General features: G+C 42.9%; 20 protein-coding genes. 3 read left to right on the plus strand and 17 right to left on the minus strand.

Annotated elements, in window-relative coordinates:
* Positions 1 to 60 precede the first annotated feature (60 nt).
* Together BTO28_RS09190 and BTO28_RS09195 are read right to left on the minus strand one after the other, a co-directional pair.
* Positions 61 to 1,200 carry a DUF445 domain-containing protein gene (locus BTO28_RS09190; RefSeq protein ID WP_076765504.1) on the minus strand — a complete coding sequence of 380 codons (1,140 nt, stop codon included), beginning with the start codon at positions 1,198 to 1,200 and terminating at the stop codon, positions 61 to 63.
* Between the two features lie 67 nt (positions 1,201 to 1,267).
* Positions 1,268 to 1,531 carry a metal-sensitive transcriptional regulator gene (locus tag BTO28_RS09195; RefSeq protein WP_076765505.1) on the minus strand — a complete coding sequence of 88 codons (264 nt, stop codon included), beginning with the start codon at positions 1,529 to 1,531 and terminating at the stop codon, positions 1,268 to 1,270.
* Between the two features lie 270 nt (positions 1,532 to 1,801).
* Between BTO28_RS09195 and BTO28_RS09200 the strand changes: the two genes are divergently transcribed.
* A complete protein-coding gene (locus tag BTO28_RS09200; protein ID WP_076765508.1) occupies positions 1,802 to 2,008 on the plus strand; it encodes an alpha/beta-type small acid-soluble spore protein in 207 nt (68 codons plus the stop codon).
* Positions 2,009 to 2,065: 57 nt separating this feature from the next.
* On the opposite strand, the gene fumC is transcribed toward BTO28_RS09200, so the two are convergent.
* The 14 genes from fumC to BTO28_RS09270 form a co-directional block, all read right to left on the minus strand.
* Positions 2,066 to 3,445, minus strand: coding sequence for a class II fumarate hydratase (gene fumC / locus BTO28_RS09205; protein ID WP_076765510.1), 1,380 nt, complete (start codon positions 3,443 to 3,445; stop codon positions 2,066 to 2,068).
* A gap of 103 nt (positions 3,446 to 3,548) precedes the next feature.
* The gene (locus BTO28_RS17675; protein WP_083711433.1) at positions 3,549 to 5,120 is read right to left on the minus strand and encodes a glycine betaine ABC transporter substrate-binding protein; all 1,572 of its coding nucleotides are present in this window, start codon (positions 5,118 to 5,120) and stop codon (positions 3,549 to 3,551) included.
* 19 nt (positions 5,121 to 5,139) lie between these two features.
* The gene (locus tag BTO28_RS09215) at positions 5,140 to 6,252 is read right to left on the minus strand and encodes an ABC transporter ATP-binding protein (RefSeq protein ID WP_076765512.1); all 1,113 of its coding nucleotides are present in this window, start codon (positions 6,250 to 6,252) and stop codon (positions 5,140 to 5,142) included.
* Positions 6,253 to 6,510: 258 nt separating this feature from the next.
* Complete coding sequence (gene leuD / locus BTO28_RS09220) at positions 6,511 to 7,110, minus strand: 3-isopropylmalate dehydratase small subunit (protein WP_076765515.1); 600 nt, start codon at positions 7,108 to 7,110, stop codon at positions 6,511 to 6,513.
* A gap of 16 nt (positions 7,111 to 7,126) precedes the next feature.
* The gene (leuC, locus tag BTO28_RS09225; protein WP_076765517.1) at positions 7,127 to 8,539 is read right to left on the minus strand and encodes a 3-isopropylmalate dehydratase large subunit; all 1,413 of its coding nucleotides are present in this window, start codon (positions 8,537 to 8,539) and stop codon (positions 7,127 to 7,129) included.
* A gap of 108 nt (positions 8,540 to 8,647) precedes the next feature.
* Positions 8,648 to 9,757 (minus strand): 3-isopropylmalate dehydrogenase, encoded by a 1,110-nt coding sequence (leuB, locus tag BTO28_RS09230; RefSeq protein ID WP_076765520.1) that lies wholly within the window; start codon positions 9,755 to 9,757, stop codon positions 8,648 to 8,650.
* An 18-nt stretch (positions 9,758 to 9,775) separates the two neighbouring features.
* Positions 9,776 to 11,323 (minus strand): 2-isopropylmalate synthase, encoded by a 1,548-nt coding sequence (locus tag BTO28_RS09235; protein ID WP_076765522.1) that lies wholly within the window; start codon positions 11,321 to 11,323, stop codon positions 9,776 to 9,778.
* Entirely contained in the window at positions 11,310 to 12,332 is a 1,023-nt protein-coding gene (ilvC, locus tag BTO28_RS09240; RefSeq protein WP_076765524.1) for a ketol-acid reductoisomerase, read from the minus strand. Before ilvC ends, BTO28_RS09235 begins: the two co-directional genes overlap by 14 nt.
* A gap of 43 nt (positions 12,333 to 12,375) precedes the next feature.
* Positions 12,376 to 12,897 (minus strand): acetolactate synthase small subunit, encoded by a 522-nt coding sequence (gene ilvN / locus BTO28_RS09245; protein WP_076765526.1) that lies wholly within the window; start codon positions 12,895 to 12,897, stop codon positions 12,376 to 12,378.
* Entirely contained in the window at positions 12,894 to 14,600 is a 1,707-nt protein-coding gene (gene ilvB, locus BTO28_RS09250) for an acetolactate synthase large subunit (RefSeq protein WP_076765597.1), read from the minus strand. The genes ilvN and ilvB overlap by 4 nt, the downstream gene beginning before the upstream one ends.
* A 428-nt stretch (positions 14,601 to 15,028) precedes the next feature.
* Entirely contained in the window at positions 15,029 to 16,696 is a 1,668-nt protein-coding gene (gene ilvD / locus BTO28_RS09255) for a dihydroxy-acid dehydratase (RefSeq protein WP_076765528.1), read from the minus strand.
* A 248-nt stretch (positions 16,697 to 16,944) separates the two neighbouring features.
* A complete protein-coding gene (locus BTO28_RS09260) occupies positions 16,945 to 18,903 on the minus strand; it encodes a transglycosylase domain-containing protein (RefSeq protein ID WP_076765530.1) in 1,959 nt (652 codons plus the stop codon).
* Between the two features lie 179 nt (positions 18,904 to 19,082).
* Positions 19,083 to 19,259 (minus strand): twin-arginine translocase TatA/TatE family subunit, encoded by a 177-nt coding sequence (locus BTO28_RS09265; RefSeq protein WP_076765532.1) that lies wholly within the window; start codon positions 19,257 to 19,259, stop codon positions 19,083 to 19,085.
* A gap of 110 nt (positions 19,260 to 19,369) precedes the next feature.
* Positions 19,370 to 20,605 carry a dicarboxylate/amino acid:cation symporter gene (locus BTO28_RS09270; RefSeq protein ID WP_076765598.1) on the minus strand — a complete coding sequence of 412 codons (1,236 nt, stop codon included), beginning with the start codon at positions 20,603 to 20,605 and terminating at the stop codon, positions 19,370 to 19,372.
* Between the two features lie 249 nt (positions 20,606 to 20,854).
* Between BTO28_RS09270 and BTO28_RS09275 the strand changes: the two genes are divergently transcribed.
* Together BTO28_RS09275 and BTO28_RS09280 are read left to right on the plus strand one after the other, a co-directional pair.
* The gene (locus BTO28_RS09275) at positions 20,855 to 21,274 is read left to right on the plus strand and encodes a low molecular weight phosphatase family protein (protein ID WP_076765534.1); all 420 of its coding nucleotides are present in this window, start codon (positions 20,855 to 20,857) and stop codon (positions 21,272 to 21,274) included.
* 94 nt (positions 21,275 to 21,368) lie between these two features.
* Positions 21,369 to 22,193 (plus strand): EcsC family protein, encoded by an 825-nt coding sequence (locus BTO28_RS09280; protein WP_076765600.1) that lies wholly within the window; start codon positions 21,369 to 21,371, stop codon positions 22,191 to 22,193.
* Positions 22,194 to 22,256: 63 nt separating this feature from the next.
* Here the strand turns inward: BTO28_RS09280 and BTO28_RS09285 are convergent, their stop codons facing one another.
* Positions 22,257 to 23,576, minus strand: coding sequence for a SpoVR family protein (locus tag BTO28_RS09285; protein WP_076765536.1), 1,320 nt, complete (start codon positions 23,574 to 23,576; stop codon positions 22,257 to 22,259).
* Positions 23,577 to 23,623: the final 47 nt, after the last annotated feature.

The following is a 23,623-nucleotide window of genomic DNA, read 5'->3' on the forward strand; positions in this document are numbered from 1 at the left end:
TGTGTTCATCCCCTTTCTTCCTATACACTTTTCCCATCATATGAAAAAAGACGCCCCCGGTCAAGTCGGGAACGCCATCATAATTATTGCCTGCAAAATACCAATCAAGCCGCCAAGCAACGCACCGAGCCATGTAATCATTTTTAACTCACGATGGGCAATATCGAGTACAATCTTCTCAAGGCGGGCAATCGAAAAGGTTTCAATTTGTTGTCTAACAATATCCGCAATGTTTAACTTCTGCATCATCACAGGTATACGGGACGCCATCTTGGCAATTCCTTTATCCGTGATTTCTGGAATGAATGATTGAATGATTTTATCTTCAAACGGCACAGCATATGCAGAAATTGGTTTATCCAAAATCGTTTGAATGGCAAGCTGTCCAGAGATAAATCTTTTCCCTTTTTTGACCATTCTCTCATCAGAAAACTGATCAAGAACATCTGCCCACGTCCATTCAATCACTTTATCCCATTCATTTTTCAAAACGGTATCAAGAAGCTCTTTCGTTCCCGGACTGTTTAAAAATTTTATGATCTCTGGACGAATTTTATCTTCCAGTGATGTATTTCCGAGTACCATTTGAATCATGCCGCCAAACTTTCCCCACTCAGCAAGGAAATCATCCGTCATTCTTTTCACCCGGTAACGGCCTTCTTCACTGGAAAAATAATCAACGCCTTTTTTTAATATATAAGAAGACACATCTGGTATCTTCGCTTCTGCTTTGTCCAGCCATTCCAAAGGCAAAGATTCTTTTACCGTTTGATCGATGTAAAAATCTTTAACTGCCTTGTATTTTTGATCAATCCATTCATTTATTTTCGTTTCAACTTTATCCCCTGGATCTTTAATATGTACTTTTTCAAGAAGCTCAGTCACAGTCATATCGGAATGAATGAATTTTTTCGCTTCCGTCTGCAAAAAAGATACAATTTCTCCGCGTGATTCCTGTTCACTTAGTTTGTGCTTGATGCTTTCAGGAGTCAATAAATGCTCATCAACAATTTTCCCAACCTGTTTCGCAAGTTCCGAACGCCGTTTTGGGATCAATCCTGGCGTAAAGGGTATACGCCAATTGCCAAAATAACGGGCTTCATGCGGTCTGAATAGCATGCGTATCGCAATCGCGTTTGTAACCCCGCCAATCACAGCACCGATCAGCCCCATAAATAAAACGAGCCCAAGTAAATTCATATTTTTTCCACCTTCCACTTACATAAAAGAAACGATGCCGATTCCGGGTGGAACGACATCGCATTCATTATCTGCTTTTTACAATCATATTAACCGCTTCTGCAATCGCATCATCTGCATTTTGGCCGCTTTCGTGTGCGTCTCGAATGCATGCTTCCAAGTTTTGGGCAACGATCAGTCCGATTGAACGGTCAACAGCCGATCGAATCGCAGATAGCTGTGTGACAACATCACGGCAGTCTTTTTCTTCATCTACCATTTTGATCACACCTCTAACTTGGCCTTCAATACGGCTCAAGCGGTTTTTCACATCACGATTGTATGTTTGCATCCTCTATCTCTCCGTTCTGATCTCCTTTTTCATACCAAGTACTCAATTTAACGTATGAATATTATAACATATTGTCCCAAAAAACGCTTGTCTCAGCGGCTTTCCTATGGAGGAAACAACTACCTGCTTTTGTCAAGCATAAACGAATGTGAAAAATCCATACTAGTAACACAAACACATCGGGTCACAGCCGAGAGTATCGGGCGGTGTACCGCGGCGGTGCAACTCCGTCAGACCCGGCCAAAAAATGATAAAGGGAGATGAACAGTAATGTCCAACAACAGCGGAAGTCGTAACCAGCTAGTAGCACCAGGGGCACAACAAGCAATCGACCAAATGAAGTATGAAATCGCGTCTGAATTCGGCGTACAGCTCGGCGCTGATGAAACATCACGCGCAAACGGTTCAGTTGGAGGAGAGATCACAAAACGTCTCGTTCAAATGGCTGAACAGCAATTAAGCGGCTTTCAAAAATAATGTTAAATTAAGACCCGTCTCAAAAGTTTCTCTTTTGAGACGGTTTTTTATTTTTCCTCATTTAGGCAAATTAACCATTTGAAGTGGGTCTACCCATTGATTATACTCTTTTTCCGAGACATAGCCCGATGCTAGTGCTGCTTCTTTCAATGTTGTTCCCTCTTTGTGGGCCTTTTTTGCAATTTCTGCAGATTTTTCATATCCGATATGAGGATTTAACGCCGTGACGAGCATGAGTGATTGTTCCATTAATTCACGTATTACTTCCAAATTCGCTTCAATTCCGGAAGCACATCGTTCATCAAATGACTTTAATCCATCAGCGAGCAGTCTGATCGATTGAAGAGCATTATATACGATAACCGGTTTAAACACATTTAATTCAAAATTCCCCTGGCTGGATGCAAAACCGATAGCCGCGTCGTTTCCAAATACTTGAACAGCTACCATCGTGAGCGCTTCACTTTGTGTCGGATTCACTTTTCCAGGCATAATAGAACTGCCCGGTTCATTTGCTGGTATGGTCAATTCTCCGAGACCGCTTCTTGGTCCGCTTGCAAGAAAACGGACATCATTAGCTATCTTCATTACATCTGCTGCAAGAGCTTTTAATGCACCATGTACAAATACGATTTCATCATGGCTCGTTAACGCATGGAATTTGTTCTTTGATGAAACGAACGGATACCCCGTCTGTTTTTTTAACTGTTCTGCCGCTTTATCGCCAAATAAAGGATCTGCGTTAATCCCTGTTCCGACTGCCGTGCCACCGATGGCAAGATTTAATAATTCTGATTTTGCCCGGTCAATCATTTCTTCACTTCGTTTAATCATGTGACGCCACCCTGATATTTCTTGTCCGAGCGTTAATGGCGTTGCATCCTGTAAATGAGTACGCCCAATTTTAATGACATTCATATACGCTTCTTCTTTCGTTTGAAGCGTTTTTTTAAGTTGATTCAAAGCAGGTTTTAAACGTTTTTCGATATCTGTATAAATAGCGATATGCATCGCCGTCGGAAATGTATCATTCGAGCTTTGAGACATGTTTACATCGTCATTGGGATGGATAAATCCTTCTTTTCCGGCAATTTCTGAAGCACGTCTCGCTATCACTTCATTCACGTTCATATTCGTTTGTGTCCCGCTTCCTGTCTGCCAGATAACGAGAGGAAAATGTTCATCCCATTCCCCTGCTAAAATTTCATCGCATACTTCAATGATTGCATTCATTTTCTCTTCCGGAAGCTTGCCAAGTTCACCGTTCACTGCCGACGCAGCTCTTTTCAAATGCATAAATGCGTAAATCATCTCCATCGGCATTTTTTCCGTGCCGATTGGAAAATTTTCAAGGCTGCGCTGTGTCTGCGCTCCCCAGTATTTATCGGCCTCTACCTTCATTTCACCAAGCGTATCATGTTCAATTCGAAACTTCATTTTCATTCCTCCTTGAAAAGATATCTGTTTCAATTTTCCCTTTTTTTTTAAGCTTCATGCCAATTAAAAGAAAATGCCGTCCGGACATTCCGAACGGCTAATTTTACTCAATAAAACCTTCTTCTTTCAAAAATTCTTCCGCTACTTCTTCATATTTTTTCCCATCCAAATCAACACGCTTATTTAATTCCTGCATACGTTCATCATCAATTTTTCCCGCAAGCATATTTAATACTTCTTCTAGTTCCGGATGTGCTTCAAGTACTTCGCCCCGAACAACGGGAATCGCGTAATACGGTGGGAAAAACTGTTTGTCATCTTCAAGTACTTTTAAATTAAATGCTTGAATACGTCCGTCTGTCGTATACGCGTCAATTGCATCCACTTCGTTATTCTTAATAGCGCTATACATGATTCCTGTATCAAGCGTTTGTGTAGAGGCAAAATCAATCCCATACACTTCCTGAAGACCCGGGTAACCGTCAGCTCTCTCTAAAAATTCTGGCTCTGATCCGAAACGCATATTTTTTGCATATGACTTTAATTCTGAAATCGTATTTATCCCGTATTTATCCGCGTCTGCTTGGCGAATCGTCACGGAATATGTATTATTAAATCCAATTGGTTCGAGAAGCTGCAAATCATATTCTTCATTAAATCGGTTTTTCACATAATCATATACCTTATCTGGATCATTGCTGTCGATTTCTTCTTTTAAATAATTCAGTAAAATCGTTCCCGTATACTCAACTGACATATCGTAAGACCCTTGTTTCAGTCCATCAAATACACCAGCCGATCCGCTTATAAACGATTCATGCTTTACATCTAAATCTGTATGTTCCTCAATAAGCTTCCCGTATACATGTACGAGAATTTCCTGTTCAGTAAATGACTTTCCTGTAATCGTAATCGTATCGTCTGAATTTCCTTTCCCAACAAACGGCCAGACAGCCATTCCAATAAATAACAATCCTGCAGCTGAAACGAGGGTCAAAGTCATTTTGCGGCTGCGTTTTCCTTTTTTTTGCAAAGCTTCTGTCGATGAATTATATTCAACTCGTTTCAAAATAAAATCCAGAATAATTGCAATGAGTGCAGCTGGAATCGCGCCTGCAAGAATAAGACCCGAATTATATGTTTGCAGGCCTCTGAAAATTAAATCCCCGAGCCCGCCCGCACCGATTAAGCCGGCAATTGTTGCGACCCCAACAATTAACACTGTCGCGGTCCGCACACCTCCCATAATAACTTTCATCGCGAGCGGCAATTCAACCATCCATAACACTTGGCGGCTGGTCATCCCCATTCCGACCCCCGCTTCAACTGTTGATCGGTCTACACCTGTAATACCAAGGTATGTATTTCGTAAAATCGGCAGTAGTCCATAAATGGTTAAGGCAATAATGGCAGGTGCTTCTCCTGTTCCAATGAATGGTACGAGAAATACGAGCAGTGCTAAACTAGGAATCGTTTGAAATACTGCGGTGATACCGATTATGGGCTCGGCAATTTTTTTATGGCGGGTTAAATAAATACCGAGAGGCACTGAAATGAGGATTGCAAGGCCTATTGATAGTAACGAAATATATAAATGTTCCACTATGAGCTGCCATATTTCAGCCCACCTGGTTGTAAACGCGTTTGTCGTTTGTGCTATTAAATTTAATGGCAAAATAACTTACCTCTCCTTTTTATACAAATTGATTGGAAATATGCCTCACGATACTGGCTCGATTAATAATGCCTTGCACACGATTTTCTTCGTCTGTCACAATGATAAAGCTAAGAGGCGTTTGGTTCATCATCTCAAGCGCTGTTTCTGGGTCTTCAAGATGATCAATCACAGGGACTGTCACTTTTTCAACATCTCGCAGTGTTAAGTCTTCATCCATATACGAACGCTGCAAATCCCATATGCCGACTACGCCATGATAGCGGCGATGATGATCGACAAGGATTAAACTATCAACTCGTTTTTGCCGCATTAATTTGAGGCCGGCCGCAATTCCTCTATCAGGAGACGCTGTAATTGGAGCCGTCATTAAGAGCTCAAGAGGCGGCAGCGGCATTTGTTCCTGCATACGGTCTTCACCGATAAATTGTCTCACAAACTCATCAGCTGGATGACGCAAAATGCGCTCAGGTGTATCAAGCTGAACAATTTCTCCCTCTCTCATAATACAAATACGATCCGCGATTTTAAGTGCTTCATCCATATCGTGCGTCACAAACACGATCGTTTTTTGAATGTCGCTTTGCAGACGGACAAGTTCCTCCTGGAGCTGTTCCCGGCTGATTGGATCAAGCGCACTAAATGGCTCATCCATTAAAATAATATTGGGTTCTGCCGCCATTGCCCTGATAACACCGATCCGCTGCTGCTGGCCTCCTGACAATTCTGCAGGATAACGGTCAGCGTACACATCTGGATCGAGGCCGACAAGCGTCATCAATTCCCGAACACGGCCGGCATATTTTGATTCTTCCCATTTTTTTAGCTTTGGAACTAGACCGACATTTTCTTTAATCGTCATATGCGGCATTAAACCAATTTGTTGAATCACATATCCGATATCCCTCCGGAGCTGAACCTGATTAATCTTTGATATGTTTTCTCCGTCTATATAGATTGAACCGCTGGACGGATCACTAAGACGATTAATCATTTTCATCGTCGTTGTTTTCCCGCATCCACTCGGACCTATCAATACGAATATTTCACCTGTTTTCACCGTTAAATTTATTTTTTTTAGCGCCTCGAATCCATCCGGATACTTTTTTGATACCTCTTTAAATTCTATCAAAAGCACGCACCTCCCTATTTCTCCTTTTCCCTATTGATATATGAAGAAAACACGAAATCTTTATTTTAATATCATTTTTGTCATACGTGTTTAGGCTGTTCAATTCCAGGGAAGAGTATTCGAAACAAATGCTTACGAGGTGAATAATATGTTGAAGACAATTTTAATGATTATTGGTGCAATCGTTGTCATTTCATGGATTATTTCCATGTTTTAAAATAAACAAAGAAGGATTCCCCTTGGAATCCTTCTTATTTATTAGCTATATTGTTTGCCGTACATTTTTTCTTCGTACTTGCGGATATGATCTTCATCCGTAAGTGTAACCGAAATTTCATCCCAACCATTTAGAAGCATTTTTTTCCAGTAAGGGTCAATGTCAAAATTCGCTGTAAAGCCCTTATCGTCTTTTACGGATTGTTCTTCAAGATTTACATGAATGCTGTAGCCTTCTTCTTTTGAACGCTCCATAATGGTTGCGACTTCTTCTTCTGTTAACTTTACGGCTAGAATGCCATTTTTCACACTGTTATTGTAAAAGATATCGGCATAGCTCGATGCAATAATGACACGAAAGCCATAGTCAAGCAACGCCCACGGTGCATGTTCACGTGATGAACCGCAGCCAAAGTTTTCGCCGGCCACAAGCACTTCAGCATTTTTGTACTGTGTCTTGTTCATTACAAAATCTTCACGTTTATTGCCATCGTCATCAAAACGCCAGTGATAAAAAACAAATTGACCAAATCCTTGACGTTCTATCCGTTTTAAAAATTGTTTTGGAATAATTTGATCGGTATCAATGTTTGGCCGGTTAAGTGGACAAACAATTCCGCTAAATTCGTTAATAGGCTGCATAATAGACCGCTCCTTTTTATTGATTTACGCTTGATAATTCACGAACGTCTGTAAATTGTCCTGTTACAGCAGCAGCTGCGGCCATTGACGGGCTCACAAGGTGTGTACGCGCTCCATTACCTTGACGTCCTTCAAAGTTACGATTTGACGTTGATGCACAGCGTTTACCAGGCGGCACAATGTCGTCGTTCATCGCAAGGCACATCGAGCAGCCAGATTCGCGCCACTGGAAACCTGCCTCAATGAAGACTTTATCAAGTCCTTCCGCTTCTGCCTGCTGCTTGACTGTTTGCGAACCAGGAACAACAATCGCTGTCACATGGTCTTTTACTTTACGCCCCTTTGCAACTTCCGCTGCTGCTCGTAAATCACTTATACGGGAGTTCGTACATGAACCGATAAAAACGAAATCAACTGGAATGTCACTTAATTTTGTACCTGCCTCAAGGCCCATATATTCAAGTGCAAGACGGACTGATTCTTTGTCTGCTTCTCTGTTAAATTGATCAGGAGACGGTACTGATCCGGAGATTCCGCTTCCCATTGACGGGTTTGTGCCCCATGTTACTTGAGGTTCGATTTCTGCCGCATCAATTTCAAGCGTCTTGTCATATTCAGCGCCTTCATCTGTAGCCAAAGCTAACCAGCGTGCTGCCGCTTCTTCAAATTCTTCTCCTTGTGGGGCATACCGGCGACCGCGCAAAAATTCAACAGTGGTTTCATCAGGGCTGACAAGACCGGCACGTGCACCTGCTTCAATTGACATATTGCAAATCGTCATTCGTTCTTCCATTGACAAATTGCGTATCGCTTCACCCGTGTACTCCATTACATACCCAGTCCCAGCATTCACACCAAATTTCGCGATGATTGCCAAAATAATATCTTTAGCCGTCACGCCAAATCCAAGTTTCCCGTTCACTTTAATTTGCAATGTTTTCGGACGCTGCTGCCATAATGTTTGTGTTGCTAAAACATGTTCTACTTCACTTGTTCCAATACCGAATGAAAGGGCACCAAATGCACCATGTGTGGATGTATGACTGTCACCGCATACAATTGTTTTTCCTGGCTGAGTTAAGCCAAGCTGAGGACCGATGACATGAACAATCCCCTGATCTGGATGGTCAATATCAGCAAGCTCAATACCAAATTCACGGCAATTTTGCTCGAGTGTCTGAATTTGTGTTTTGGAAACTGGATCGTTAATAATGTGACGGTTAATTGTCGGTACGTTATGATCCATTGTTGCGTATGTTAAATCAGGGCGTCTGACACGCCGGCCATTCATCCTCAATCCTTCAAATGCCTGTGGAGATGTTACCTCATGAACAAGATGTAAATCGATATAGAGCAGATCTGGTTTCCCTTCTTCTCTGTTAACAACGTGATTTTCCCAAATTTTTTCAATAACGGTTTTCTTCGTCATGTTACAGCCCTCCTCTTACATATGTGCATTTTGATAAAAAACGGGGACTCTGTCCTTCCCTGCCGTTTTGCAGAGAAGAAAAGAATCCACCGTGGCTATCTGTGCTCTTTACATATAAACTATATTGCCAGAGATATTATCTGACTCTTCCGCCACACGTTTTGTGACGAGTTCAATCATTTGATCAGTTCCAACAACTGTGCTGCCTTCCATTTGCAAATCTGATGTGCAATAGCCGTCATTCAAAACGGACTGTACCGCTCGCTCAATTGCTTCGCCTTCTTCACGCATATTTAAAGAATATTTCAACATTAATGCAGTTGATAAAATCATCGCAAGTGGATTTGCTTTGTTTTGTCCGGCGATGTCCGGTGCAGAACCATGTACCGGTTCATATAAACCAAAACCGCTTTCTGATAAACTTGCTGATGGAAGCATGCCGAGTGAACCGGTAATCATCGATGCTTCATCACTCAAAATATCACCGAATAAGTTTTCCGTCACAATGACATCAAACTGTCCCGGGCTGCTGATTAACTTCATCGCTGCAGCATCAACATACATATGATCGACTGTCACATTTGGATAATCCGCTGCTTTTTCATTAACAATTTCACGCCACATACGGCTAGATTCAAGAACATTCGCTTTGTCAACAGATGTCAGCCTGCCGCTGCGTCCAGAGGCAAATTCAAACGCTTTGACTACGATACGTTCAATTTCATCACGAGTATATTGAAGCGTGTCGACAACGACTTCATTGTTTTCACCGCGGCGTTCACTCGGCTTGCCAAAATATAAACCGCCTGTTAGTTCTCGCACGATCAGCATATTCACATTTCCGGCAATTTCAGGCTTCAGCGGAGAAGATTGCACGAGTTTCTGGAATGATGGAATCGGACGTAAATTCGCGAATAGCCCGAGTTCTTTACGAATTGCGAGTAACCCACGCTCCGGACGTTGTGCAGATGGGAGGTTGTCCCATTTCGGGCCGCCGACCGCGCCAAGCAGTACAGCGTCACTGTTTTTAGCCAGCTCCAGTGTAGAATCCGGAAGCGGTGTACCATGTGCATCAATGGCTGCACCGCCAATTTCAGCATACTCAATCTCAAATTCGTGGCCAAAACGCTTGCCTGCTGCTTCAAGTACAGCGGCTGCTCCCGATGCGATTTCACGGCCAATTCCATCGCCTGGTAATACGGCAATTTTCTTCTTCACATAAACCCCTCCGTTGCATTAAATGTGTGCTTTTTCAACTCCAGATTGTCTTGCTTGCAATGTAACTGCACGATTAACCGCGTTCAAGTACGCAAGAGCTGATGACTCTAGAACATCCTGCGCTGTGCCGCGTCCGCTAGATTCCATGCCGTTCAGTTCCACACGGACATGTACCTCTGCCAGTGCATCGCGTCCACCGCCAACCGAGTTAATTTTATAATCCAGCAATTTTACTTCGCCGTCTACAATACGTTCGATTGTATTGTAGATCGCTTCTACACTGCCAGAACCGGTGCTTGCTTCCGTTACATTTGTCCCGTCCGGCAATACTGCTGAAATTGTTGCTGTTGGTATATGTTCTGTTCCATATTGAACCTGAACACCTGTTAATTCATATCCATTTACATCAGTTGCCTGTGTTTGCTTATCCGCGAGAAGTGAAAATAAATCTTCATCGGTAATTTCTTTTTTACGGTCTGCAAGCTCTTTAAATGTTTTAAATGCATCATTCAGCTTTTCTTCTGAAAGGTCAAAGCCAAGCTCTGCTGCCTTACTTTTAAATGCATGGCGGCCTGAATGTTTCCCCATTACGAGTTTGTTGGCGCTAAGACCAATTAATTCAGGTGTTATGATTTCATACGTTGTTTTTTCTTTTAATACGCCATCTTGGTGGATTCCTGATTCATGAGCAAATGCATTGTCACCAACGACCGCTTTATTAGCCGGAACGATCATGCCTGTCAATTTGCTGATTAAGTTGCTCGTACGTTTAATTTCATTCAGTTTCAATCCTGTTGTTGCTTTGTAAAAATCACTGCGCGTGTAAAGTGCAACTGCTACTTCTTCAAGAGCCACATTACCGGCACGCTCACCGATACCATTAATTGTCCCTTCAACCTGACCAGCGCCGCCTTCAATCGCCGCAAGTGAGTTTGCTGCTGCCATGCCAAGATCATCGTGGCAGTGTGCAGACAATATCGCTTTGTCGATGTTGCGTACGTTTTGCGTCAAGTACTGGAAAATTTCTTTAATCTCCTGTGGTGTAATGTAGCCAACCGTATCAGGAATGTTAATAACCGATGCGCCAGCGTCAATGGCTGCTTCCGTTACACGTGCAAGAAAATCAAGCTCGGTACGGCAAGCATCTTCAGCAGAAAACTGAACTTTTGCAAAATTTTGTTTAGCATATTTTACCGCTTCTACTGCTCGTTCCACGACTTCATCTTTGCTCATCTTCAATTTATATTCGCGATGAATAGGCGAAGTAGCAATAAAGACGTGAATACGCGGTTCAGCTGATCCCTTCAATGCTTCCCAGGCCGCATCAATATCTTTTTTGTTTGAGCGGGCAAGACCTGTTACAGAACTGTGTTTCACTGTATTAGCTATTTGTTTTACCGCGTCGAGGTCACCGGGAGAAGCGGCAGGAAAGCCCGCTTCGATGACATCTACGCCTAACCGTTCTAGTTGCTTGGCGATTTCGAGTTTTTCGATCGTATTTAAGTTTACGCCTGCGGACTGTTCCCCATCGCGCAATGTGGTGTCAAAAATCTCAATTTTTCGCACTAGAACCCACTTCCTTTTTGCCTTGTTTAATAAATGGCATTAATGCACGAAGCTCTTTTCCAACCACTTCAAGCTGATGTTCGCTTTCACGGCGAGTAATTGCTGTGAACTCAGGACGGTTCAATTGGTTTTCTTGCAACCAGCCTTTTGCAAATTTACCAGTTTGGATATCAGTTAATACGTCTTTCATACGCGCTTTTGTTTCAGCCGTAATAACTCGTGGTCCTGATACGTAGTCGCCCCATTGAGCTGTATCAGAAATTGAGTAACGCATTCCTTCAAGACCGCCTTCATACATCAAATCTACGATCAATTTTAATTCATGTAAGCACTCGAAGTATGCAATTTCAGGCTGGTATCCAGCTTCAACAAGTGTTTCAAAACCTGCTTTTACAAGTTCAGCTGTACCACCGCAAAGAACTGCTTGCTCACCGAACAAATCTGTTTCTGTTTCTTCACGGAATGTTGTTTCTAAAATACCTGCGCGGCCCGCACCAACACCTTTTGCGTAAGCAAGAGCGATGTCTTTTGCTTGTCCCGTTACATCTTGATAAATAGCGAATAGTGCAGGTACGCCCGCGCCTTGCTCATACGTACGGCGAACAAGGTGACCAGGACCTTTTGGAGCAGCAAGGAATACGTCAACATCAGCTGGCGGTACGATTTGGTTGAAATGTACATTGAAACCGTGAGCAAATGCAAGAGCTTTTCCTGCAGACAATTCAGGCTCGATTTCTGCCTTGTAAACAGCTGTTTGATACTCATCCGGCAGAAGGATCATAATTACATCCGCTGCAGCACTTGCTTCACGTACTGTTTTCACGTCAAAACCATCGGCAGTTGCTTGATCAAATGATTTACCCGGGCGAAGACCTACTACTACGTCCACACCGCTTTCGCGAAGGTTCAATGCATGTGCATGGCCTTGAGAACCGTAACCGATGATTGCCACTGTTTTGTTAGAAAGTACCGCTTCGTTAATGTCACCATTGTAATAAACTTTTGTCATTTTACTTCATCCTCCAAAAATTGTTTGATTTTTTTATTTTATTTTAATTTAAAATAGAAAACGTTTTTGATTCCGACACAAGGCGCTGGGAACCGCGTTTAATCGCCGTTTGGCCTGTTCGGGCTACTTCTTTAATTCCATAAGGGCGAAGAAGTTCAATCATCGCTTCGATTTTCTCGAAGTTTCCGACTACTTGAATCGTGACACTATCTTTCGCCACATCAATAATCGTGGCGCGGAACGGCTCGATAATGACGTTAATTTCAGCACGCGTCTGAGGAGTTGTCATTACCTTAAGAAGCGCAAGTTCACGCGTCACAATTGCCTGATCTGTAATGTCGTTTACTTTTAATACATCAATTTGCTTATTAAGCTGCTTCACAACTTGTTCAACCATACGGTCATCTTCAACATGGACAACGAATGTCATTTTTGATATGCCTTCCGTTTCCGTTGCACCAACTGTAATGCTTTCAATATTAAACTGGCGGCGTGTAAAGAGTCCGGTAATCCGGTTTAATACACCGCTTTGATTCAAAACAGTTGCTGTTACAATTCGTTTCATTGCGGTTTCACCCCAATCATTTCATGAAGTCCTTTGCCTGGCGCGATCATCGGATAAACCATTTCTTTCGGCTTAATGCGGCAGTCAATTAAGACCGGTTCATTATTGTTCAATGTTTCGCTCATTACTTTTTCTGCTTCTTCTTCAGTCTGAACGACATACCCGCGAATGCCATATGCGTCAGCTAATTTTACGAAGTCCGGCTGTACCGGAATAAGCGATTGTGAATAACGCTCTTCATAAAATGTTTCCTGCCATTGACGAACCATGCCGAGCGCCATGTTGTTATACACAATAATTTTGATCGGCAGCTTTAATTCAGCAACAAGTCCAAGCTCCTGCAAAGTCATTTGGAAGCCTGCGTCACCGGCAACCGCCACGACTGTTTTATCCGGCTTCGCAATTTGCGCGCCGATTGCTGCCGGGAAACCGAATCCCATTGTACCAAGACCGCCTGATGTAACCCATTGATCAGGTTTAGTAAAACCATAGTATTGCGCTGTCCACATTTGATGCTGCCCAACGTCAGTCGTCACAACGGCGTCTCCATTCGTAATTTCATGAATGATTTTCATTAAAGCTTGCGGTGAAATCCCTTCGCCGTCTTCTGTATTCCAAAGTGGATGATCTACTTTATCCTGCTGAAGTTTCGCACGCCACTCATTCGCTTTAGGCGCCTCAAAGTCAAGACTTAAAATCTTTTTCAATGCTTCACGTGCATCGGCTACAATCGGAATATGCGTCTCTACGTTTTTGCCGATCTCAGCAGGATCAATGTCGATATGCGCTACCGTTGCGTTTCGTGCAAAGTGGGACAGGTTGCCTGTTAAGCGATCGTCAAAGCGGGCGCCAATATTTATTAATAAATCCGCTTCATAAAGTGCTATATTTGCTGTATGCGTACCATGCATACCGCCCATTCCTAGGAATAATGGGTGATTCGATGGGAAACCGCCGAGGCCAAGCAGTGTGTTCACAACCGGAATTTGCATTTTTTCGACAAATTCAAGCAGTTCTGCAGATGCTTTCGCGTGCAGGACACCCGCACCTGCTAAAATGACCGGTTTTTTCGCCTCTGCAAGCGCACCGCGAAGCTTTTTGACCTGCAGGCTATTCGGCTTAAAGTTTGGCTGATAGCCAGGCAGATTGATTTCATCGACAAACTTTGGTTCCCCAACCATTCCTGCAATATCTTTTGGAATGTCTATCAATACGGGACCGGGACGACCTGTTGTCGCGATATGAAACGCCTCATGAACAATTCTTGGCAGATCATCCATCGAACGAACTTGATAGTTATGTTTCGTAATAGGCATTGTTATTCCGATAACGTCTGCTTCCTGGAATGCGTCAGATCCAATCACACCTGTCGCTACCTGACCGGTGAAAACAACAAGTGGAATGGAGTCCATCATTGCATCGGTAATACCCGTAACAAGGTTTGTTGCGCCAGGTCCTGATGTCGCAAGAACAACCCCTGGTTTTCCGGATACGCGTGCATATCCTTCCGCTGCGTGAATTGCTGCCTGCTCATGTCGGGCTAAAATGTGACGGATTGGGTTTTTATAAAGCGCATCATACAAAGGAAGAACGGCACCGCCCGGGTATCCGAACATCACTTCTACGTTTTCTTTTTTTAATATTTCGACGAAAAGATCCGCACCATTGATCGGACTTGTTTTAACTGGTGACTGCTTTTCCATATTGAATTCTTCTGCCTTTGCATTTTGGCTCATTGTTTTTCTCCCTCCAAATAATGGTTTTTTGTCCGTATTGGCAAGAGGTGACTGCTTTTTACTTACTTTATGGCAAAAAGAAAGGTCTCTTCACGCCTGCGACTGCCTGAGCAGAAACGCAGGGGTGAAAAGACCTCATCACTTTTCACTGTACCACCCTGATTCACGAATTTCCTCACAAAAATTCGCCTTATGGACCACCGACTGAACGGCCGGCCCTTTTGGTAACGGGTGCTATTGCACCCGGCTCTCCCTACTGGATGACGTTCAGGAAAGCACTCAGAGGGGATGTCGCGGCAGGATGCACTCCCGGCTCTCAGCAATAACCGGTTCTCTGTGAAATGCAGATTCCTGAAACTTTTTCCTCGTCAACGTGTTGTATGTTCTTACTTCATTTAAATTTTCATGACGCCGCCAGTATTAGCGGATGTGACAAGCTTTGCATAGCGTGCAAGCCAGCCTTTTTTTATCTTTGGCTCCGGCTGCACAAATTCTGCTTTGCGTGCTGCCAATTCCTCGTCTGTTACATCGACATTCAATGTACGATTTGTCAGATCAATAATAATTTTATCACCATTTTTAATGAATGCAATAGGTCCGCCTTCCGCTGCTTCTGGTGAAACGTGTCCGATCGAAATACCACGAGATGCGCCGGAAAAACGTCCGTCTGTCATCAAAGCGACTTTCTTATCGAGCCCACGTCCAGCGATTGCCGACGTTGGTGTTAACATTTCCGGCATACCAGGACCACCTTTTGGCCCCTCGTAGCGGATCACTACGACATGTCCTTCTTTTACTGTACCATTATTAATATTCTCAACTGCTTCATCCTGTGATTCAAAGACGATGGCTTCACCTTCAAATGTTTTAATAGAAGGATCCACCGCACCGACTTTTATGACACCGCCGTCAGGAGCAATGTTCCCATATAAGATAGACAAACCGCCAACCGGGCTATACGGGTTCTCTTTCGTGCGGATTACTTGATCATTTTTGATTACAGCATCCTTTACGTTTTCATAAACGGACTTGCCTGTAATCGTTATACGATCGCGGTCGAGTGCGCCTTCGATCGAACAGAGTTCATTAATAATCGCGCTGATTCCACCAGCTTCATGAACATCTGCCATTGTGTAATCGGAAGCAGGGCTGATTTTCGATAAATATGGAATTCGTTTTGCGACATCATTAATTCGGTTTAAATCATAATCAATTTCCGCTTCACTTGCAATTGCCAATGTATGAAGAACGGTATTCGTTGAACCGCCCATCGCCATATCAAGCGCAAATGCATCATCAATTGCTTTTTCTGTGACGATATCACGCGGTTTTAAGTCGTTTTCAATCGCATTCATCAAGTAGCCTACCGCTTCTTTAATAAGACGGTGGCGTTCATTTGATGTAGCTACGATTGTCGCATTGCCCGGCGGTGTTAAACCAAGCATTTCCATGAGGGAATTCATAGAGTTTGCTGTGAACATACCTGAACAAGATCCACATGTAGGGCAGGCATTTGCTTCAATATCAGCGAGCTCTTCAGCTGACATTTTGCCGGAAAGATGAGCACCAACGCCTTCGAATACTGATACAAGTGAAAGCGGCTTGCCTGTTGATGATGTTCCGCCTTCCATTGGTCCGCCTGAAACGAAAACAGACGGGACATTCGTTCTCACGGCTGCAATAAGCATACCTGGTGTAATTTTGTCACAGTTTGGGATGTAAAATACGCCGTCAAACCAGTGAGCATTAATAACGGTTTCTGCTGAATCCGCGATCAGCTCACGGCTTGGAAGTGAATAGCGCATTCCGATGTGGCCCATTGCAATCCCATCATCAACCCCAATTGTATTGAACTCAAACGGAACACCGCCTGCTTCACGAATTTCTTGTTTGACGACTTCCGCAAACTTGTTTAAATGGACGTGACCCGGAATAATATCAATATACGAGTTACACACGCCGATAAACGGCTTGTGTAAGTCCTGCGTCTTAACGCCGGCTGCATAAAGCAAACTCCGGTGCGGGGCGCGTTCGATCCCTTTTTTGATCATATCGCTGCGCATTGTATCTCCTCCAAGATGACTGGCCATGCATGTACTCATTCATGCTTTTGACGTTGAATTATATATTCTTTAATCTGAAAATTAAGTTTATATTGTGGTCAATGATATCGTTCTTTTACACTTTGGTCAACACCTTTCGCGTATTTTTTCCGCTATATTCAGATAATTTTTTTTATTCATTTTTTGAAATCGCTTTCATGTGTTTTTTAGAAAAAGCAAGGCCGAACGAGATTCATTCGGCCTTGCGATTAAAACCATTCATTCAACTTGTCTATAACCCCATCATACCAGTGTTCTTCTTCTGGTTTTGCGTCTTCGTCAATCGACTCAACATCAAATGATGTTTCACCAATGTATGGCGATATTTCATCAACAATTTCCCCGAACAATGGCACCGCCCCATCAGAGCTGTTACTCGATAAGTAATTTGTATTACTCACTTTCTCCACACCTACCCAAACAGCACCAACTAAATTTGGGGTGTAACCGACAAACCACTGGTCTTCAGTTCCTGTAATCCCTTCAATCGGCACTTGTGTGGAACCCGTTTTACCCGCAATGTCGATACCATTCACTTGTGCCCTTTGTGCGGAACCTCGTTCAACAACACCAAGAAGCATCGATGTCATTGTATCAGCCACTTCTTCTGATGTTACTTGAACTTCTTCCGGTTCCCATTTCGCTTCTATCTCTCCCTCAGGCCCGACGATTTTTTGTATAAAGAAGCTTTCTTTTCGAACACCCCTGTTCGAAAAAGTCGTGTATGCTTCGGCCAATTGTAACGGGGAAACTCCCTGTTTTATATCACCAAGAGCGATACCGAGCTTTTCATCACCTGTTTCAAAGCCAAACCGCTTTAATGCATTGGTACCTTTTGACAATCCAATTTGGTCAAGCAGCCAGACAGCAGGGATATTAAGTGATTTTTCCACGGCCCGAAACATTGGCACTTCCCCTTCATATGTGCCGCCAAAATTCGTTGGAGAATACGGTTCTTCTCCTCCCCCGAACGACATCTTCTCGTCCTTCAGCATATCTGTTGGTTTGTATCCTTCTTCAAGTGCAGGAGTATACACGACAAGCGGCTTTATTGTTGAACCAGGCGACTTTTTCATCTGAGTAGCAAAGCTGAACCCGCGAAACACGTGCTCACCCCGTCTGCCGACAACTGCAAGAACTCCTCCTGTTTTCGGATCCATCAGTACGGATGCACTCTGTGAATCCTCCCCGTTTACACTATCTGGAAATACAGAGCTATTTTCATATACATCCTCTAGCTGCGACTGCATATCCTGGTCAAGTGAAGTGTAAATATTGTAGCCCTGTGTCAAAAGATCGTCCTGCGTTAATCCAAAACGGGTTATCGCTTCGTTAATGACAGCATCAGCATAGTGAGCATATTTTCCTTTTAACGGATCACCGCTCGTATCTTTTAACGCCACGCTTTGATCGGCTGTTTCGTCTGCCTGCTGCTGCGTTATATAACCGTATTTCACCATTTGATTTAAAACGACATTACGCCGCTCCAGCGCATTGTCCATGTGATCAATCGGGTTGTAGCGTGACGGGGCTTTTACCATCCCAGCAAGCATTGATGACTCTGCCCTTGTTAATTCCGATACCTCTTTCCCGAAATATTTTTTCGATGCATTTTGAACACCCCATGCTCCATTTCCAAAATAACTTGTGTTTAAATACATCTCCAGAATCTCTTCTTTTTTGTATACTTTTTCAATTTCAATCGCCAGAAATAATTCTTCCACTTTTCTGCGGTACGTTTTTTCTGGTGATAACAGCGCGTTTTTCGTCAATTGCTGCGTTATTGTACTTGCTCCCTGAACGCGTGAACCAGCCATTACATTTGTGAAAAATGCGCGGAAAATCCCTTTCATGTCAAAACCGCCGTGTTCATAAAAACGGTTGTCTTCAACTGCTATAAAAGCTTCCTGCAAATGTTCCGGAATTGTTTCTATCGATACACTATCCGTACGATTGGCGGAAAGTTTGCTTGCTTTTTCCCCATCTCGGTCATAAATAATAGTCGACTGAGATAATCCTTGTTTTAATGTTTCCACATCAGCTGACTTCATAAAGTAAAATCCAATTGCAAGCCCGATAAGCAAGAGGACAGCAGAGAGCAAAATCGTAATCTGCGTCATATGAAACTTGCGCCAGACATGTTTTATAAACCTCATTACTGCTTTCATTTGCTTTATTCCCTTCTAAAAAATACAGTACGGCCTGTTCTCATTTTAAGCACATTCTATCAAAATGCAACGAAAAAGACTGAAAACCGGCGTATGTGCCTATACGAATGCGACACATAGAAAGTTGCAAAATGGTTTTTCGGAACGAAAAAAATAAGCGGAGCAGCTGCCCCGCTTATTTACTTTGTTTCTACTTTCTTTTTATCATCCTCGTCTTCCATTACATTCTTCATGCCTCGTTTAAATTCATGAAGCGTCTGTCCGGCTGCCCGGCCAAGCTGCGGAAGTTTCGATGGTCCAAATATTAACAGCGCCACAATTAAAATGATTGCTACTTCGCCAAATCCAAGATTCATGGGTGCTCGGCTCCTTTGCTGTGTATGTGCATCATTATTATAATCGAAAAAGATTTTTTTGAAAATAAAAAAGGAAAAGGGGACTAGACCCTATCTCCTTTTTCATCATTTTATATTTCTGCGCGCTGGCGCTTAATGTTATTGTTTTTTTCTGTTTCTGCAACATAAACGGCACATGCCGCATCACCCGTTATGTTAACAGCTGTACGCGCCATATCAAGAACGCGGTCAATACCAAGAATGAGACCAATTCCTTCTACCGGAAGATTGACGCTGCTAAGCACCATTGCCAGCATGATAAGCCCTACACCCGGAACACCAGCTGTTCCAATACTTGCAAGCAGCGCTGTTAAAACAACAGTCACAAGTTCACCCATTGTTAAATCAATTCCATACGCTTGTGCGATGAACATTGTCGCTACCCCTTGCATGATTGCTGTACCGTCCATGTTAATTGTTGCACCAAGCGGCTGTACAAATGAACTAATTGGTTCAGGTACCTTCAAACGTTTTTGAGCGACATCCATGGAAACAGGCAGTGTTGCATTACTGCTTGATGTACTAAATGCCACAGTCATAGCCGGAACGAAGTTTTTAAAAAACCAAATAGGGCTTTTCTTCGCTAAAAAAGCAACCGTTCCGCCATAAGTAATAACAGAATGAATAATGAGAGCGGCTACTACTACAAGCATATATGCCCCCATCGCACGGATTGCACTGAAGCCTTGACTCCCAATCGCTGTAGCAATCAAACCAAACGTTCCATATGGAGCAAATTTCATGACAAGACCAACCAAATACATCATAATATCGTTGCCCTGCTCCACAAGAGTGAAAATTCCTTTTGTTTTCTCACCAAGTGCAGTTAACGCTAGACCTATGAAAACAGCAAATACGATAATTTGAAGCATATTGCCTTCTGCCATCGCTGAAATGGGGTTTTTCGGTATTATATTCATCAATGTTTCGCTGACTGGCGGTGCTTCTACAGCGTTGAATTCCGCACCCTCCGTATCAAAATCACCGGCTGTACCCGGCTGTACAATTTCAGAAAGTAAAAGACCGATTATAATGGCAAAACAAGTCGTCGCTAAAAAATATACGACGGTTTTCAAACCAATCCGACCCAGCTTTTGCGGATCACCGAGACCCGCTGCCCCAAGAATAATTGAAAAGAACACAAGCGGCACAACTAACATGCTGATTAGACTTAAAAAAAGTTGACCGATTGGTACGAATAAATACGTATTTAAAACGGTAAAAACGTCCGGCGCAGTTAAATTTAACGTTAAGCCGACGACAACCCCTAAAATAAGAGCTGAAATTATTTTCAGCGTCAAATTCATTTTTTTCACAAACCTTCCCCCTTCACGAACTTTATCGAAATTTAAAAAAAGACAAATTTCTTTATTATTTACCCTCTCTCCCGCTATATAAACAAAAAGATTGATTGTTGTCATTCATCTTAAAAAGAATAGTAAGATAGAACTATAACATAAGAATAGACATTACATTTAGTTTTAAACATAGATGCTTATTTATGCGGGGAATGGGTATAAAAAAGTATAGCCATCACATCAAAGGGGTCTGCGGTCATGAAAAACAAAACCATTTTATTCCTGTCTCCTGTCAATCATCTTAGCATGATGGCTGAAGGATGGGCCTCACGATTAAATGTACCGTCTTGGAATGTCATTAGCGCTTCTTACATGAATGCTGATGACGATATCCTGCCTGTAGAAGCGATGAAAGAAGTTAATATTGACATTGTCAACAACACACCTCGTTCTCTTAAACCCCAGCTAGTCAAAGAAGCAGATGTTGTTGTTGAGATCTATGATTTTCAGCGTGACAGTTTACCATCGCTTCCTGATGAACCTAAACACAAGGTATTGCGCTGGAATATACCAAACCCGGTGCATTGTGATAAAATGCCAGAGCGATGGGCTGCTTACCAATTTGTCTGCGATGAACTCGCTGTTAAAGTGAAAGAATTAAAACGGGAATTGATATGACCTGTCTTCGGAATCAATTTACGAAGCAGGTTTTTTTATGAAACTTTGTTTTTGTTTATTCGTAAAAAGAAATGAAAGGCAGGGATTATTCATCATGGAAACAAAAGAAATATTGGAAGAGGAACTAGAAGTAATTGCACGTTGGGAGAATGATCAAAAAGGGTTGTGGATCTGGGATAAAGTTGCCCGTCTGCCATTCACTCTATTGGACCGGATGACACCCGCATTTATCCAAAAACGCATCAGTGCTCTGCTGGATGAGATCGGTTATTACATTCAAAGCGGAGGAAAATATTTAACGCAAGAGCGAGGTATTTTAAAAAAGCTTGAACGCCATGCAGAAATGCCTGTTCATACGATTGAAGATGCCGCTAATGTGCCGCTGAAAGCAATGGATAAAACTGCGCTGTCCATCCAAAAATCTCATGCTGGGGCTGCTACAGTACAAGGTGCAGCAACGGGTGTGGGCGGTTTTTTAACGCTGGCTGCAGATATTCCAGCGACCCTCGCCATTTCGTTAAAAACATTGCAAGAAATTGCCGTGTCATATGGGTATGATCCGAACGACCGTGAAGAGCGAATCTTTATTATTAAATGTCTTCAGTTTACATCATCGGATGTTGTCGGCAAAAAAGCGATTTTAAAGGAATTATCCAATTACGCCAGCCGTGACAATAACAAACAGATGATTTCCCATTTGCAAGGCTGGCGCGAAGTCGTCATTGCGTACCGCGAGCAGTATAGTTTAAAAAAGATCTTTCGCCTTGTGCCTGTAATTGGCATCATATTCGGCGCCATTTCAAACCGTTCGATGATTGAAGATATCGCCGACGCTGGCATGATGCTGTACCGTAAACGCCGTATTATAGAGAGACTTGCTGCCCAAACAGCTGGAAACGAATCAGAGGATCGCAATTAATGCGATTTCTCCGGTTCGTCTCCCTTCGTAAAGTTTTCGATTCCATGTTTAATGGTCTAACAGTTAAACTGTTTTTCCGTACTTTCTTTTTACCCCGTCTTTGCCATATGAAAAAACGACAATTCTGCCATCCACCACTGTTTCAATGTGAATCGGCTTCCCCCATAAAGTATAAATGTGAGGCATCGTGTGTTCCAAATAACCGAGATCAAGTTCCACCCCTTCGAATGAATGAATAATATAAAGCTCCCCTGACTTCAAATAATCGCCATCCGTCACACATAAATGCGGAAATCCACCATTGATTTTCGAGGAGGTTAAATGATCGCGAATTTTCTCCCAATCTTTCTCCGTGATTGTCCAGTGACTTCCTTTCTTTTCAAACAAATACATCTCTTCTTTTTCAACAAAATCCTTGGTCATATAATTTCGTAAAAACGATATGTCCGACTCCATTGCCCGCACATCAAACAACTTTTCCCTGCTGCCGAATTGTTGTTCTATGTGCTCGTACAGTTTTACACCAACATAATACGGATTCATTCCCATTTTCGATGGCTGCACAACCTCTGCGTTTAAACGTGCATATTCTATCGCTTCCGATTCCGGCAAATCAAGCTCCCGCATAATCCGCATATGCCAGTACGATGCCCATCCTTCATTCATGATCTTTGTTTCCATTTGAGGCCAGAAATACAGCATTTCCGACCGTACAATCATGATCACTTCCCGCTGCCAGTCTTCCAGGACAGTGCTTTTTTCTGCAATAAATTTGAGCATATCTTTTTCACGAAACAGTTCTTCTGTCACCTGCTCATCATCTGTCCTCTCCCATAAGTCATCATACAGATGCTTTTTCGGAAGTGATGGTTTCGAATCGGCTCCGCCAATATCCCCGTTCGGGTCAACATGTTCTTCAATCGACAAAACCGCATCTAAAAATGGCTCCACCCGGTCAATCCCGTATTCATCTGTTAATTCCTGAATACGCTCAGCAGCCGCACCCATCGCCGTCTCCATTTGCCGATTCGTCTTTTTAAAATGGGCATTATTTTTAAAGAAATCTGAGTGCGCCAGGACGTGGGCAATAATTAATTTATTTTGAATGAGTGAATTCGTATTTAATAAAAACGCACTGCATGGATCGGTGTTGATCACGAGTTCGTATATTTTGCTGAGCCCCATTTCGTACTGAAGCTTCATTTTGTAAAACCGTTTGCCGAATCGCCAATGCGAAAAGCGGGCTGGCATGCCATAAGCACCGAACGTGTAAATAATGTCAGCAGGACAAATTTCATAGCGCATTGAATAAAAATCGAGACCGAAACCGGCGGCAATATCTGTTATTTCATCAATTGCATTTTGCAGATTATTTTGCTCCATCCGCCATCCCCCCTGCTTCATTTTATGCAGCGGAAAAATAAACATGA

The organism is Domibacillus epiphyticus (genome assembly GCF_001975785.1).
Lineage (GTDB): Bacteria > Bacillota > Bacilli > Bacillales > Domibacillaceae > Domibacillus > Domibacillus epiphyticus.

Excerpts from the sequence above, each read along its gene's own strand:
- BTO28_RS09190 (WP_076765504.1), bottom strand. The coding sequence starts at position 1,200 with ATGAATTTACTTGGGCTCGTTTTATTTATGGGGCTGATCGGTGCTGTG.
- BTO28_RS09195 (WP_076765505.1), bottom strand. The coding sequence starts at position 1,531 with ATGCAAACATACAATCGTGATGTGAAAAACCGCTTGAGCCGTATTGAA.
- BTO28_RS09200 (WP_076765508.1), top strand. The coding sequence starts at position 1,802 with ATGTCCAACAACAGCGGAAGTCGTAACCAGCTAGTAGCACCAGGGGCA.
- fumC (WP_076765510.1), bottom strand. The coding sequence starts at position 3,445 with ATGAAGTTTCGAATTGAACATGATACGCTTGGTGAAATGAAGGTAGAG.
- leuD (WP_076765515.1), bottom strand. The coding sequence starts at position 7,110 with ATGCAGCCTATTAACGAATTTAGCGGAATTGTTTGTCCACTTAACCGG.
- leuC (WP_076765517.1), bottom strand. The coding sequence starts at position 8,539 with ATGACGAAGAAAACCGTTATTGAAAAAATTTGGGAAAATCACGTTGTT.
- ilvC (WP_076765524.1), bottom strand. The coding sequence starts at position 12,332 with ATGACAAAAGTTTATTACAATGGTGACATTAACGAAGCGGTACTTTCT.
- ilvN (WP_076765526.1), bottom strand. The coding sequence starts at position 12,897 with ATGAAACGAATTGTAACAGCAACTGTTTTGAATCAAAGCGGTGTATTA.
- ilvB (WP_076765597.1), bottom strand. The coding sequence starts at position 14,600 with ATGGAAAAGCAGTCACCAGTTAAAACAAGTCCGATCAATGGTGCGGAT.
- ilvD (WP_076765528.1), bottom strand. The coding sequence starts at position 16,696 with ATGCGCAGCGATATGATCAAAAAAGGGATCGAACGCGCCCCGCACCGG.
- BTO28_RS09260 (WP_076765530.1), bottom strand. The coding sequence starts at position 18,903 with ATGAAAGCAGTAATGAGGTTTATAAAACATGTCTGGCGCAAGTTTCAT.
- BTO28_RS09265 (WP_076765532.1), bottom strand. The coding sequence starts at position 19,259 with ATGAATCTTGGATTTGGCGAAGTAGCAATCATTTTAATTGTGGCGCTG.
- BTO28_RS09270 (WP_076765598.1), bottom strand. The coding sequence starts at position 20,605 with ATGAATTTGACGCTGAAAATAATTTCAGCTCTTATTTTAGGGGTTGTC.
- BTO28_RS09275 (WP_076765534.1), top strand. The coding sequence starts at position 20,855 with ATGAAAAACAAAACCATTTTATTCCTGTCTCCTGTCAATCATCTTAGC.
- BTO28_RS09280 (WP_076765600.1), top strand. The coding sequence starts at position 21,369 with ATGGAAACAAAAGAAATATTGGAAGAGGAACTAGAAGTAATTGCACGT.
- BTO28_RS09285 (WP_076765536.1), bottom strand. The coding sequence starts at position 23,576 with ATGGAGCAAAATAATCTGCAAAATGCAATTGATGAAATAACAGATATT.